The sequence below is a fragment of the Pseudomonas sp. EZ-C24 genome (assembly GCF_014525325.1).
Classification (GTDB): domain Bacteria; phylum Pseudomonadota; class Gammaproteobacteria; order Pseudomonadales; family Pseudomonadaceae; genus Aquipseudomonas; species Aquipseudomonas shirazensis.
In genome coordinates, this window is record NZ_JACDIU010000006.1 from 83176 (window position 1) to 97352 (window position 14177).

Below are 14177 nucleotides of genomic sequence, written 5' to 3' on the forward strand. Positions count from 1 at the left end.
CTCGGCTCACTGGAACATGAACAGCGTCTCGTTGCTGAACTGCGCTTCGAACTGCTGCGGCGGCATTGGCCGGCCGAACAGGTAGCCCTGCACTTCGTCGCAGTCGTGCTCGCGCAGAAACTCAAGCTGCTCGTGGGTTTCGACACCCTCGGCGATCACCGCCAGGTTGAGGCTGTGGGCCATGGCGATGATCGCCCGGGCGATCTGCGCATCTTGCTCGCCGGAGGGCAAGCCGTCGACGAAGGTGCGGTCGATCTTGAGCACATCGATGGGGAACTGCTTCAGGTAGTTGAGCGATGAGTAGCCAGTGCCGAAGTCATCCACGGCGATGCTTAGGCCAAGGTTTTTCAGGCTGTCGAGAATCTGCATGGCCTCATGCACTTCGCGCATCAGGATGCTTTCGGTCAGCTCCAGCTCCAGGCACGCCGGCGGCAGCCCAGTTTCTTCAAGAATGGTCGCGATGCGCGTGCCCAACTGGCCGTCGGAGAACTGCCGCGCCGAGATGTTCACCGACACTTTCGGTACGCGCACCTTGGCCTGATGCCAGGCCTTGAGCTGGCGGCACGACTCGCGCAACACCCAGTCACCGACATCCACCACCAGCCCGACCTCTTCCAGCACCGGGATGAAATCGCCCGGCGGCACCAGCCCGCGGCGTGGGTGGCGCCAGCGCAGCAGCGCTTCGGCGCCGGTCAGGCGTTTGCCGTCGCCACTGAATTGCGGCTGGTAATAGAGGATGAATTCGTTCTGTTCGAGGGCATGGCGCAAATCGCTTTCCAGTTCCAGGCGCTCGAGGGCACTGGCGTTCATCTCGGTCTGGTAGAACTGGAAGTTGTTCTTGCCGCGCTCCTTGGCGTGGTACATGGCGGTGTCGGCGTTTTTCATCAGCTGGCTGAGTTCGCTGCCATCCTGCGGGCTCAGGGCGATGCCGATACTGGCGGTGACGAAGAACTCGCGGTTCTCCAGTACGAACGGCCGCACCAGGCTGCCAAGAATGCTCTCGGCAACATGAATGGCGCGGTTCAGGGCTTGCTCGCGGCTGGCGCGCGGCTGCAGCAGCAGGGTGAATTCGTCGCCGCCCATGCGCGCTACGGTGTCGTCGTCATCGACGCACTCGAGCAGCCGCTGGGCCATGTCCTTGAGCATGCGGTCGCCGGCGGCGTGGCCGAGCGAGTCGTTGATCGGCTTGAAGCGGTCCAGGTCGAGGAACATCAGCACCACCCACGACTTCTGCCGCTCGGCCTGCTGCAGCGCCGTGTACAGGCGGTCCTGGAACAGGGTGCGGTTGGGCAGGTGGGTCAGGGCGTCGTAATAGGCCAGGCGGTGAATGCGCTGTTCGCTGGCCTTGCGCTCACTGATATCGGTGAAGAAACACACGTAGCTGGCCAGGTCGCCCTCGTCGTCGAGCACCGCGGTGATGCCGACCCAGGCCGGGTAATGCTCGCCGTCACGGCGTTTGAGCCAGACTTCGCCCTCCCAGCTGCCGCGCTGGTTGAGTTGCTTGAGTACGTAACGCAGGTGCGATTCCTGCTGGTCCTCGACGGTGAGCAGGCGTGGCAGTTGGTCGAGCACTTCGCTGACCGCATAACCACTGACCCGGCTGAAGGCGTCGTTGGCCTGAACGATGTAGCCGGCCGGGTCGGTGATCAGAATCGCCGAGGTCGAGTGCTCGAATACCGTTGCCGCCATGCGCAGGTCTTTTTCTGCACGGCGTTGCTGGCTGATGTCGCGGCCGACCCCAAGGATGCCCTCGAAGCGCTCGTGCTCATCCCACACCAGTACCAGGCGCAGCTCAATCGGGATCTTGCGGCCATCGGCGCGCAGGCAGTCGAACAGGAACAGCTGGGTCGGCAGCTCGGTGCGCAGCAGGGCCAGTTGCGCGCGGTCATCGATCGCTTTGCTGACCTGCTCCATCAAGCTGTAGACACCGCTCAACTGGGCCGGGTTGGCGACCACCGACTGCCAGCCATTGGCGAATATCCACTCTGCCTCATAGCCGAGCACCGCACGCACCGACGGGCTGACGTAATTGAGCAGCAAGCGGCTGTCGGTGGAGAAGATCACGTCGCTGATGCTCTCGGCGAGCATGCGGTAGCGTTGCTCGCTGTCACGCAGCGACGCGCTGGCCTCGATCTGTACGGTGACGTCCTTGCCGACGCCGACGATGCGCGTGACTTGGCCATCGTTGTCGCGGGTCAGCACCTGCTCGCGGATGTCATAGCAACGCCAGCCGCCGTCATGGTGGCGGAAGCGCAACTGGCAGTGCAGCGCCTCGCGGTGGCCGCTGTCGCGTTGCAACTGCAGCTGGCTGCGATAGTGCGCGGCGTCTTCGGGGTGCAGCAACAGCTCCCAGAAGCGCTCGCCCATCTGCGCCAGCTCGGCGCGGTCATAGCCCAGGGTCTGGCCCAGATGCCGGTTGCTGAAGATCATCCGCTGGCTGGCCACGTCCTGCACGTAGAGCTGATCGGGCACGGTACGGACCACGTCCGACCAGAAGCTTTCGCGCTCCAGCAGCGACAACTCGACCTGCTTGCGGCTGGTGATATCGCTGATGCTGAGGATCACCGCCTGATAATCGCGGCGTTGCTGTGGCAGGCGCACCATCAGCCACAGGTGCAGGTCGCCTCCCAGTGGCGCCGGCAGGCAGACTTCCAGTTCAAGCACGCCGCGCTGTTCGATCAGGGCGTCGATCAACTGCATGCCGACGCTCTCGCGGCCATGCCCGGACGCCTCGATCAGGCGCTGCCAGGCGCCTTCGTGGCATTCGACACTGAGCAAGTGGCGCGCCACCTGGTTGATCTCGGTGATTTTCAGCTCCTGCAGCAACGAGCGGCGCAGGTTTGGTTCCAGCGCCAGGCTCTGCCTCAGTGCAGCCAGGTTGCGCAGGTGATAGCGGTCGAGCTGACCGGGCAGGCTCGACAGGTCGAGCACGCACAGGGCAACCCCGGTGCCTTCGAAAATCTCGTGATAGCGGCGGCGGTCTTCCTGCAGCGCGCGCTGGCGCCGGCGCATGTTGATCAGTGCCAGCAACGGCAGCAACGCACAGATCACCACCAACAGGCACTTGCCCAGCATTGGCAGCAGCAGTTGCTGGCGAGTCAAGCCTTCGTCATACAGGCCGCGCAGTTGCCAGGTACTGTTATCGAGGAAGGCGAGCATCACGCTTTGTAGCGGTTCACCGCTGGAAGCGGCGGGCTCATGGCGCTCCAGCACCGCACCGTCGCGGCTGCTTTCCAGCAGCCAGAGCGGGTGGTCAGGGCCGTCCAGATGCTCGGTCAGCGCCGGGTAATAGTCAGGGCTCAGACGCAGCAGCCAATACCCGACGCCTTGTTCCGGCGTTTGCCGCAGCAGCAGATAGATCGTGCCGTTGTCCGCAGCATTGGCAAAGAAATGGCTGCGGCCGCGATTCAATTGCAGCAACTCGTCAATCAACTGGCGGTCAGGGCTGCCGACCAGGCTGTCGGCCACGACCTGGCCATTCTGGTTCAACCAGGCCACATGGCGCAGGCTAGGCAGGCGCGTCTGCAGGGTTTGCAGCAGCGACGGCAATGCTTCAGGCGTCGGCGCTTTGACGTAGGGCTGGACCAGGTTCAGCGCTTGCTGAGCCTTGAGCGCCAGATTCAGGTTGAGGTTGTCGGCCAATTTGGCGCTGGCGACAACCGTGTGTTCGCGCATTTCAGCCTGGGTATGGCGGAACTGCGCGAACAGCTGCCACAGCAGCAAACCCAGCAAAACCAGCGCAAGCATGGCCAGCGCGCCCTTGAGCGAGCCGCGCAGGGACACACTGCTCGAAGTGGGAGCAGGGCGCAAAACGGGCGGTTGGTTGAGATTGGTCAAGCGATGGTCCTGCAATTGGGCGGCGACGGCAGGGGCGCAACATGCATGGGTCGTGCCTGAGCCTGGAGTGGCGCGCACTTATAGTTGTGGACACATGAAGGCGGCTAGCATGCCTGCAATTGTGGCGAAGTGCCAGCTCCGCATTCAGCCTGTCGCCGATGCGTTGATCGGGTCCGGTTCGGCAACCCCAGGCTGGCTGTGCGAGAATGCCTGCCGCTCGACTGTTTATGCTTCTGGAGATGTACGGTTTTGGTTACCCACTATTCCCTCAACGGCCTCGATTCCGCCTGCGGGCGCAGCAGCCAGACCCTGGTCAGCACCGGTGTGGCCGATGCCGTCTCGTGTAAATCCTGCCAGCGCTCGCTGGTCAAACCTGATGCCAACGCGGCAGTGGTGCGCAAGAGCCCGTCGCTGGCTGAGCTGCGCAAGTCGGCGAAGGCTGCCAAGGCTGCCAGTGAGCCTGGTTTTGCGGTCGCCTCAGTGGTGTTGCCTGCAGCGGCTCCTTCGGTAGCCACGCCGCAGGTCAATCCTGCGCTGGCGTCGGTGCTCAAGCAGCCAGTGTCGAACCAGCCAGCGCCTGCGGCCAGCTTCAATGCCAAGGCCGCCTGGGCGGCGCAGCTGGTCAAGCAGGCCGGCAATCGCCCGCCGCGAGGCAAGCAGGCCAAGCAGCGGCGTGGTTGAGGCTGCTGGCTTGACAGCTGTGTGATTGGGGCTGCAAAGCAGCCCCTGCACCTCAAGCCCTGACATCTGGCCAACGCCCGCAGTTGGCGTAGAATGGTCGCCTTTGTTCACTGACACCCTGTAAGCACATCCCCCTGGCATCAGCCGGGTAGTTCGGATGTCTTCACCTATCTATAGAGGGCTTGGTTTTGGCTCAATACGTCTACACCATGCATCGGCTGAGCAAGGTCGTGCCGCCGAAGCGCGAAATCCTGAAGAACATTTCGCTGTCGTTCTTCCCCGGCGCCAAGATCGGCGTGCTCGGCCTCAACGGTTCGGGCAAATCGACTTTGCTGAAGATCATGGCTGGCGTCGACAAAGAGTTCGACGGTGAAGCCCGTCCGATGCCTGAACTGAACGTCGGCTACCTGCCTCAGGAGCCGCAGCTGGACCCAACCAAGACCGTGCGTGAAGTGGTCGAGGAAGCGGTCAGCGTGATCAAGGACGCCCAGGCGCGCCTGGACGAGGTCTACGCTGCCTACGCCGAACCGGATGCCGACTTCGACAAGCTGGCTGCCGAACAGGCCAAGCTCGAGTCGATCCTGCAGGCCGCCGACGGCCACAACCTCGAGCGTCAGCTCGAAGTCGCTGCCGATGCCCTGCGTCTGCCGGCATGGGATGCCAAGGTCGAGCACCTCTCCGGTGGTGAAAAACGCCGCGTCGCTCTGTGCCGCCTGCTGCTGTCGGCCCCCGACATGCTCCTGCTCGACGAACCAACCAACCACCTGGATGCTGATTCGGTGGCCTGGCTCGAGCGCTTCCTGCACGACTTCCCGGGCACCGTGGTCGCGATTACTCACGACCGGTACTTCCTCGACAACGTTGCCGGCTGGATCCTCGAGCTCGACCGCGGCGCCGGTATCCCGTACGAAGGCAACTATTCGGGCTGGCTGGAAGCCAAGTCGGACCGTCTGGCGCAAGAGTCCAAGCAGCAGAGCGCTCACGAAAAAGCCATGAAGGAAGAACTGGAGTGGGTGCGCAAAGGCGCCAAGGCCCGCCAGTCCAAGTCCAAGGCCCGTCTGGCACGCTTCGAAGAAATGCAGTCGCAGGAATTCCAGAAGCGCAGTGAGACCAACGAGATCTATATCCCGGCCGGTCCGCGTCTGGGCGACAAGGTCATCGAGTTCAAGAACGTCAGCAAGAGCTATGGCGATCGCGTGCTGATCGAGAACCTCTCATTCGCCATGCCTAAAGGCGCCATCGTTGGCGTGATCGGCGGTAACGGTGCCGGTAAGTCGACCCTGTTCCGCATGCTGATGGGCAAAGAGCAACCGGACTCGGGCACCATCGAGATCGGCGAAACCGTGCAGCTGGCCTGTGTTGACCAGAGCCGCGAGGACCTCGACGGCAGCAAGTCGGTATTCCAGCAGATTTCCGACGGCTCCGACCAGATCCGCATCGGCAACTATGAGATCCCGGCGCGTACCTATGTTGGCCGCTTCAACTTCAAGGGCGGGGATCAGCAGAAGTTCGTCAAGGACCTGTCCGGTGGTGAGCGTGGCCGTCTGCACCTGGCGCTGACCTTGAAAGAAGGCGGCAACGTCCTGCTGCTCGACGAACCGTCCAACGACCTCGACGTCGAAACCCTGCGTTCGCTGGAGGAAGCGCTGCTCGACTTCCCAGGCGCAGCCATTGTGATCTCTCACGATCGGTGGTTCCTGGACCGTGTCGCCACGCACATCCTCGCCTACGAGGACGACTCCAACGTGCTGTTCTTCGAAGGTAACTACACCGAGTACGAAGCTGATCGCAAGAAACGCCTCGGCGATGCAGCGGCCCAGCCGCACCGTGTTCGCCACAAGAAGCTGGCGCAGTAACAGCTTCATCCGCTGCACAAGATTGGGGCTCTGCGGGGCCCCTTTTTTGTGCCTGCTTAAGCTAAGGTCAGGCTGCTTTCACAAACATTCCGCGTGGTCCTTTGTATACATTTATATAAAACGCACCAATTTATTTCAAAAAAACGACATTTCGCCCTGTTGCAGTGCGAGCGGTTCTTGATAGAGTCGGGAAAAAATATAAGTCCAACCCTCTCTTGGTGAGATGTCTAGCATGATCGAATCCGTCGACGATTTCCTCGCGCGCCTGCAGCAGCGTGACCCAGGCCAACCCGAATTCCACCAGGCAGTGGAGGAGGTCCTGCGTACGCTTTGGCCCTTCCTCGAGGCCAACCCTCACTACCTGCAAGCCGGCATTCTCGAGCGTATCGTCGAGCCTGAGCGCGCGATTCTGTTCCGTGTCTCCTGGGTCGATGATCAGGGCAAGGTCCAGGTCAACCGCGGCTACCGCATCCAGATGAACAGCGCCATCGGCCCCTACAAAGGCGGCTTGCGCTTCCATCGCTCGGTCAACCTCAGCGTGCTCAAGTTCCTCGCCTTCGAGCAGACCTTCAAGAACTCGCTGACCTCGCTGCCCATGGGCGGCGGCAAGGGCGGCTCGGACTTCGATCCAAAGGGCAAGAGCGACGCTGAAGTGATGCGCTTCTGCCAGGCCTTCATGAGCGAGCTGTACCGCCACATTGGTGCTGATTGCGACGTGCCGGCCGGTGATATCGGCGTGGGTGCACGCGAGATCGGCTTCATGTTCGGCCAGTACAAGCGCCTGGCCAACCAGTTCACCTCGGTGCTGACCGGCAAAGGCATGACCTACGGCGGCAGCCTGATCCGCCCGGAAGCGACCGGCTACGGCTGCGTGTACTTCGCCGAAGAAATGCTCAAGCGTCAGGGCCTGCGTATCGACGGTCGCCGGGTGGCCATCTCCGGCTCCGGCAACGTGGCTCAGTATGCAGCGCGCAAGGTCATGGACCTGGGCGGCAAGGTCATCTCGCTGTCCGACTCGGAAGGCACGCTGTACTGCGAAGCCGGCCTGAACGATGCCCAGTGGGATGCATTGATGGAGCTGAAAAACGTCAAGCGTGGGCGTATCAGCGAGCTGGCCATCCAGTTCGGCCTGGAGTTCCGCAAGGGGCAGACGCCATGGACCCTGGCCTGCGACATCGCCCTGCCATGTGCTACTCAGAATGAGCTGGGCGCCGAAGACGCGCAGACTCTGCTGCGCAACGGCTGTATCTGTGTGGCAGAAGGCGCCAACATGCCGACCACGCTCGAGGCTGTGGATATCTTCATCGACGCGGGCATTCTGTATGCACCGGGTAAGGCTTCGAACGCCGGCGGCGTTGCCGTCAGCGGCCTGGAAATGTCGCAGAACGCCATGCGCCTGCTGTGGACCGCGGGTGAAGTGGACAGCAAGCTGCACAACATCATGCAGTCGATCCACCATGCTTGCGTGCATTACGGCGAAGAAGCCGACGGTAAGGTCAACTACGTCAAAGGCGCCAACATCGCCGGCTTCGTCAAAGTCGCTGACGCGATGCTGGCGCAAGGCGTGGTCTGACATACGCTTGTGTAGGAGCGGCCTTGCCGGTCCGGCGCCCCGGCAAGGCCGCTCCTACACAGCGTCCGGCGTTATGGCGGTAATAACGATCATCTGGTCCCCGGCCGGGCGCCGCCACAGGACTTCATCCCCCGGCGCCGCGCCTAGTAATGCGCGCCCCAATGGCGAACCCCAGTTGATCAGGCCTTGCCTGGCGTCTGCTTGATCCTCGCCGACCAACTGCACGCTGTGTGGTTGCTCATCCTCATCGATAAACATCACGCAGCTGCCAATCTGCACCTTCTGCTCGGAGGTCGCCGGTGGCACCACCTGTGCGCTCTGCACGCGCGCGGCGAAGTAACGCAGTTCGCTTTCGGTGTTTGCCACCTGCTGCTTGTCGGCACGCTCACCCTCTGCCAGCAGTTGCTCTCGCTGGGCGTTCAGCGCGGCCACGCGCTGCTGCAGCAAGCGCAGGCCAGCAGCGGTGACGTAGTTGGGTTGCTCGCTGACCCGTCGCTCAACCGGCTGTTCGGCCTGGGCAGCGGCGTGGTCTTCGTTGACAAATGCTCGGCTCATGCTCGGCCCTCCTCAGGCATGAGACCTCTGCCACAGGCTGGTCGTTTCAGTTGAAGGCAGTTCGGGGCCTAGTTATGACGGTAGGCCCGCGCGGTGTCGCGATCCTTTTCCTGCTGCCAGTCGCGGTCACGCTCGTTCCAGTAGTGTTCGCGGTAGTCACGCAAATCCTGATTGGCCTGCATGCTCTGGCACTGCCGAAAGCCATCGTCCCATCCGGTTTCATACTGGCGCTCGGCGAGATAACGCGGCACGTTCTTGCGAAAGTCCCCGACCATCAAGCCCGCCGCCTGGCGGCCGCTGCTGCAGCCGTCGCCGTAACCATCGGCGTAGGCGGGCGGATAGCCGTGCTCGATCATCTGCTCGTGAGCTGACTGGCAGCCCGTGAGCAACAATGCTATTCCGATTCCAAGCCAGTACCGCGACATGTGCCAGACCTCCACGTAATAGAGAGAGTCTAGGCGCCGGATTGTCGCGCTGATGTCAAAACAGTGTTGGATTGCTGTACGGCCAAACCCGGCCTGAACGCAACCCTGTGCGCTCAGACCGGGGCCGGCTGCATCAGTAGTGGTACCACTTCAACTCGAGCATCACCTCGTTTTGCGCAGTGGCCAGGTGGCTGTATTCACGCTTGGCGCTCAGGCGCAGGCCCAGGTCCTGGCTGATTTCCCACTGCTGATTGAGGCTGAGGCTGCGGCGCACTTCGCCATTGGTGAAGTAATCGCCCTTGGCTTCGACGGTCATGTTGCCCAGCCCATTGCGCCAGAGCAGGCCACCATTGAAGCCTGCAGCCGGGCTGATGAACTCGGCAAAGTCGTTGTGGTGTTCGACCCGTACCGTGCCCAAGGCAAAGCCGAGCAAGCCGTCGGCCAACTGCCAGGTGCCGCCGGCGCCGCCGTTGACGTGGCTGACCAGCACTTCATCGTCATGCTTGCCCGGTACCCGCTCAAGGCCACCGGCAACCTGCCACGACAGCGGTTTGAGCAGCTCGTTGCGCGGCGTCAGGGAGCGGATGGTGGCGAGGTCGAGTTGCTGTACCTGCCAGTCGTTGCCTTCGTACTGGCGCAGCTTGAGTTGGAGAATCTCGATCTGCGCGCCGAGTGGGAAGCCGTAGGCGTTGTCGTTGAGGTCGTGGTAAGCCATGCGCAGGCCGTACTCGGCAAAGGCGCGGTCTTCACGGGTGCCAACGCCAACCTGCCAGGTGCGCGACTGGTGGCCGTTTTCAGGCAGGCCCGGGCGTTCTACTTCGAGTGGCTCAGGTGGATTGCGGTTGATTGCCTGCAGCAACTCGAAACTGCGCTTGGCCTGAGCCGGGTCGCGTTCCTGGCCGTTGGCGCGATAGCGCTCCAGACGGTAGGCGGCGTCTTGCACCAGGGCCTGACGCGGCTTGGGCAGGGCGTTGAATTCGGCGCTCTGCAGCTGCGCAGTGTCGGCGCTGATGGCCAGCACTTGCTGTTTTTCCTGATGATCGAGCGAATCTGCGCGGGCCAGCAGTTCACGTTCACGCGAGGGCCGGTAGCGAACACTGGAAACCAGCCCGGATTGCTTGACTGCCTTGACCGTGTCGGTAGGGATCGCGGTCAGCGGGAACTGCGAGGTCAGGTCCAGCCCGGGGCGGGCGACCTGCAGCAGTTCGAGCAGGCGATACGAGCAGTTTTCGTCAAAGAAGAAATAGTCGAACTGGACCTGTTTGAGTTCCCACACGTGTTCGACCATGCGCCCGGTCTCGGTCGGCGTCAGGTCCAGCTGGTACTCCCACAGGTCGCGGTTTTCCAGGCTGCGATACTCGGACAACTTCTCCTGGTACGGCATCAGGGCGAATAACCCGGGGTAGCCGCCTGCCAGGCCTTTCCAGGCATAGAGAATGCTGTTGTCGCTGCCTTCGATGTAGGCCCCGAAGTTGATCGCGTAGCTGAGCAGGGTGGTGTCGTCGTCGCGGGTCTTGGCCTGGTCGATACGCAGCAGGGTATGGCCGAACATCGACGACGGGCTGTTCAGGTAAGCCGCGGGGAATATCAGTACTGCGCTGTGCGGGTCTACCGACTGATACCACTGGCGGAATTCGGCGCAGTCGGGCTGCGGCAGGTCTTGCAGGTCGAGTTGCTCACGCAGCCAGCGGGTGCGCGCGGGGTAGACGCATTGGGCGTGCTTGTCGCCGAGGCCGGCCGGGGCGTACAACGCTTGTACAGTGGCCGCCAGTTCGCGGTCGGGATGGTGCCCGCCGTCTTCGGCGAGGAAGAATTTGGCATCGTCGACATAACTGCGCCAACCGCCCAGTTTGCCGGTCTCGTAGTGGCCGAGGGCAATCCAGTAGGGCGTGGCCGCCAGCTGTTGCAGGCGCGCAGGGTCGATGTGGGGTGCAGCGTTGAGCTGGGCGCTGCCAAGCAGAGCCAGAAGGGCAAGGCGTTTGAGCATGTCGGGCAACTACTTCTTGAAGGATGCCGATGATGATGCCAGTCCCGCCCCGGTGAGGGGCGGGAAGGGCCGGACTCAAGCCTCGGTAGCGTACTTGGCCAGTTGCGGGTCGCTTTTGAGCACCGCGAGGGTGTTGTTGTGCACGGTTTCAGCAGTGGCGTCGGCGCTGTTGAAGATCTCGCCGAAGTGCTGGTGGGTAACCGCGGCGAAGTGCGCGCGATCTTCAGGTGCAACGCCGAGAACCACGGCGTAGGTGGTCAGAGCTTCGCCCTGGCCTTGCGCCATATCTTCGGAAAGCTCGTTCATCATGCCGTTCATGGCGAACCAGGACTTGCCGCCGTAGGTCAGCGAGGCCTTGGTCGAGCAACCGTTGGTGCCCGAGGTCATGCCGAAGGTGGCGTTGCCGGAAGTACCGTTGGTGGTGGAAGCCAGGAAGTGAGCAGGAGTCCCGCGCTGGCCTTCGAACAGCATGTTGCCCCAGCCGCAGTTCGGGCCACCAGGCGCTTCTGCCATGGCGTTGATCGAGATTGCGGTGAACAGAGTACCCAGAAGAATCCGTTTCATAGCTTCGTTCTCTTTCTTAGTAGACTTACCAATGGTCAGGGGTTCTGGCAATTCCTTGCCAGCTCGGAACAGCTTAATGCTACCCCGCGCAATGTTGGAGTTTAGGCACGATCCAAAGGTTGCGTGGCTTATTACAAAAAATTGCATGAGTAATTGCCAGAGGTTGGCTGCGACATAAAGTCCCGGTGAGCCTTGCAACGTGCGGTCAGGCAGCGCCAGAATGCTTTCATCGCCCCGCCGAAGTAAGGAAACCCAATGCCCGATCCTGTCGCTGCGCGCCTGCGTCTTGCGCCTGAAGCCCTGACCCGGCGTTTTTCTCCCGAGCAGTTTGCTTTCACCAATACTGACGATCTGGAACCGTTTCGCGGCGTCCTGGGCCAGGAACGTGCTGTCGAGGCCCTGCAATTCGGTGTGGCCATGCCGCGCCCTGGTTACAACGTGTTTGTCATGGGCGAGCCGGGTACCGGTCGCTTCTCTTTCGTCAAACGCTACCTGCGCGCCGAGGGCAAGCGCCAGAAGACGCCGGCTGACTGGGTCTACGTCAACAACTTCGAGGACATGCGCGAGCCGCGTGCGCTGGAGCTGCCGTCGGGCACTGCCGGCGAGTTCATCAGTGACATGAACGGTTTGATCGACAACCTGCTGGCGACCTTCCCGGCAGTGTTCGAGCACCCGTCCTACCAGCAGAAAAAAAGCGCCATCGACCGCGCCTTCAACCAGCGCTACGACCGTGCCCTGGACGTTATCGAACGCGCCTCGCTGGAAAAGGACGTGGCCCTGTACCGCGACGCCAGCAACGTTGCCTTCACGCCGATGAGCGACGGCAAGGCACTGGACGAAGCGGAGTTCGCCCAGTTGCCGGACGAAGTGCGCGAGCGCTTCCACGACGACATTTCGCAGCTTGAAGAGCGTCTCAACGAAGAGCTTGCCAGCCTGCCGCAATGGAAGCGTGAGTCGAACAACCAACTGCGCCAGCTCAACGAAGAAACCATCACCCTGGCACTGCAGCCGCTGTTGGCACCGCTGTCGGAAAAATACGCTGAAAACGCAGCAGTCTGCGCCTATCTGCAATCGGTGCAGTTGAACCTGCTGCGCACCGTGGTTGAAGAACTGGTCGATGACGCCAAGGCCGACCCGGTCGCGCGCAAGATGCTCGAGGAGTATTACGCGCCAAGCCTGATGGTCGGTCACCCCAACAGCGGTGGCGCGCCGGTAGTGTTCGAGCCGCACCCGACCTACGACAATCTGTTCGGTCGCATTGAATACAGCACCGACCAGGGCGCGCTGTACACCTCCTACCGCCAGCTGCGTCCAGGTGCCTTGCACCGGGCCAATGGCGGCTTCCTGATCCTTGAAGCAGAGAAGATGCTCGGTGAGCCGTACGTCTGGGACGGCCTCAAGCGTGCGTTGCAGTCGCGCAAGCTGAAGATGGAATCGCCGCTGGGTGAGCTGGGCCGCGTAGCCACGGTCAGCCTCGCGCCGCAGATGATCCCGCTCAACGTCAAACTGGTGATCATTGGCTCGCGTCAGCTGTACTACGCGCTGCAAGACCATGACTCGGACTTCCAGGAGATGTTCCGGGTGCTGGTCGACTTCGACGAAGACATGCCCATGGTCGACGAGAACCTTGAGCAGTTCGCCCAGTTGCTGCGTACCCGCACCAACGAAGAGGGCATGGCGCCGTTGACCAGCGACGCGGTTGCGCGTCTGGCCACCTACAGCGCCCGCCTGGCAGAAAACCAGTCACGCCTGTCGGCGCGCATCGGCGACCTGTTCCAGTTGGTCAGTGAGGCGGACTTCATCCGCCAGTTGGCCAACGGCGAAATGACTGATGCCGGGCACATCGAACGAGCCCTGAAAGCCAAGGCGACTCGTACCGGGCGCGTCTCGCAGCGGGTGCTCGACGACATGCTGGCCGGGATCATCCTGATCGACACAGAAGGTGCGGCGATCGGCAAGTGCAACGGCCTGACCGTGCTCGAGGTGGGTGATTCGGCGTTCGGTATGCCGGCGCGGATCTCGGCCACCGTGTATCCGGGGGGTAGCGGTATCGTCGACATCGAGCGTGAGGTCAATCTGGGCCAGCCGATTCACTCCAAGGGGGTGATGATCCTAACTGGGTATCTGGGCAGCCGGTACGCCCAGGAATTCCCTCTGGCGATCTCGGCGAGCATCGCACTTGAGCAGTCCTACGGCTATGTCGATGGCGACAGTGCGTCGCTGGGCGAGGCGTGTACGCTGATCTCGGCGCTGTCGCGCACGCCGCTCAAGCAGTGTTTCGCCATCACCGGCTCGATTAACCAGTTTGGCGAGGTGCAGGCGGTTGGCGGGGTCAACGAGAAGATCGAGGGCTTCTTCCGCCTGTGCGAAGCGCGCGGCCTGACCGGCGAGCAAGGGGTGATCATCCCGCGCGCCAACGTCGCCACGTTGATGCTCGATGAGCGTGTGCTGCAGGCAGTGGAGGCGGGTCAGTTCAATGTCTACGCGGTCAGCCAGGCGGACGAAGCGTTGAGCCTGCTGGTCGGCACCGATGCCGGTACGCCGGATGAGAACGGTGAATTCCCCGAGGGCAGTGTCAATGCCCGAGTGGTCGAGCGGCTCAGCGAGATTGCCGAAATGATCAGCGAGGAAGACATCAAGGACGCTGAGAAGGAGCGTATGGAGGAGATGATCGCTCAAGCTAAACCGGCGTAAGTCAA

General features: G+C 62.3%; 9 protein-coding genes. 4 read left to right on the forward strand and 5 right to left on the reverse strand.

What is annotated here, in order from left to right; translation table 11 throughout:
• Positions 1–6 precede the first annotated feature (6 nt).
• Positions 7–3837, reverse strand: a complete 3831-nt coding sequence (locus IDM28_RS02760) for an EAL domain-containing protein (protein WP_188035319.1) — start codon at positions 3835–3837, stop codon at positions 7–9.
• A 249-nt stretch (positions 3838–4086) separates the two neighbouring features.
• On the opposite strand from IDM28_RS02760, the gene IDM28_RS02765 reads away from it, so the two are divergent.
• From IDM28_RS02765 to gdhA, 3 genes are all read left to right on the forward strand, one after another.
• Entirely contained in the window at positions 4087–4518 is a 432-nt protein-coding gene (locus tag IDM28_RS02765) for a hypothetical protein (protein ID WP_188035320.1), read from the forward strand.
• A gap of 188 nt (positions 4519–4706) precedes the next feature.
• Positions 4707–6374 (forward strand): energy-dependent translational throttle protein EttA, encoded by a 1668-nt coding sequence (gene ettA / locus IDM28_RS02770; protein ID WP_103435998.1) that lies wholly within the window; start codon positions 4707–4709, stop codon positions 6372–6374.
• 232 nt (positions 6375–6606) lie between these two features.
• Positions 6607–7947 (forward strand): NADP-specific glutamate dehydrogenase, encoded by a 1341-nt coding sequence (gene gdhA / locus IDM28_RS02775; protein WP_188035321.1) that lies wholly within the window; start codon positions 6607–6609, stop codon positions 7945–7947.
• A gap of 54 nt (positions 7948–8001) precedes the next feature.
• Here gdhA and IDM28_RS02780 read toward each other — a convergent pair whose 3' ends face one another.
• From IDM28_RS02780 to IDM28_RS02795, 4 genes are all read right to left on the reverse strand, one after another.
• Entirely contained in the window at positions 8002–8502 is a 501-nt protein-coding gene (locus tag IDM28_RS02780; protein ID WP_188035322.1) for a GreA/GreB family elongation factor, read from the reverse strand.
• A 68-nt stretch (positions 8503–8570) separates the two neighbouring features.
• On the reverse strand, positions 8571–8927 hold the full coding sequence (locus IDM28_RS02785) for a hypothetical protein (protein WP_103436001.1): 357 nt from the start codon (positions 8925–8927) through the stop codon (positions 8571–8573).
• Between the two features lie 133 nt (positions 8928–9060).
• On the reverse strand, positions 9061–10914 hold the full coding sequence (locus IDM28_RS02790) for a DUF4105 domain-containing protein (protein WP_188035323.1): 1854 nt from the start codon (positions 10912–10914) through the stop codon (positions 9061–9063).
• Positions 10915–10989: 75 nt separating this feature from the next.
• Positions 10990–11478, reverse strand: coding sequence for a DUF3015 domain-containing protein (locus tag IDM28_RS02795; RefSeq protein ID WP_101316383.1), 489 nt, complete (start codon positions 11476–11478; stop codon positions 10990–10992).
• 255 nt (positions 11479–11733) lie between these two features.
• Between IDM28_RS02795 and IDM28_RS02800 the strand changes: the two genes are divergently transcribed.
• Positions 11734–14172 carry a Lon protease family protein gene (locus tag IDM28_RS02800; RefSeq protein ID WP_103436004.1) on the forward strand — a complete coding sequence of 813 codons (2439 nt, stop codon included), beginning with the start codon at positions 11734–11736 and terminating at the stop codon, positions 14170–14172.
• Positions 14173–14177 lie beyond the last annotated feature (5 nt).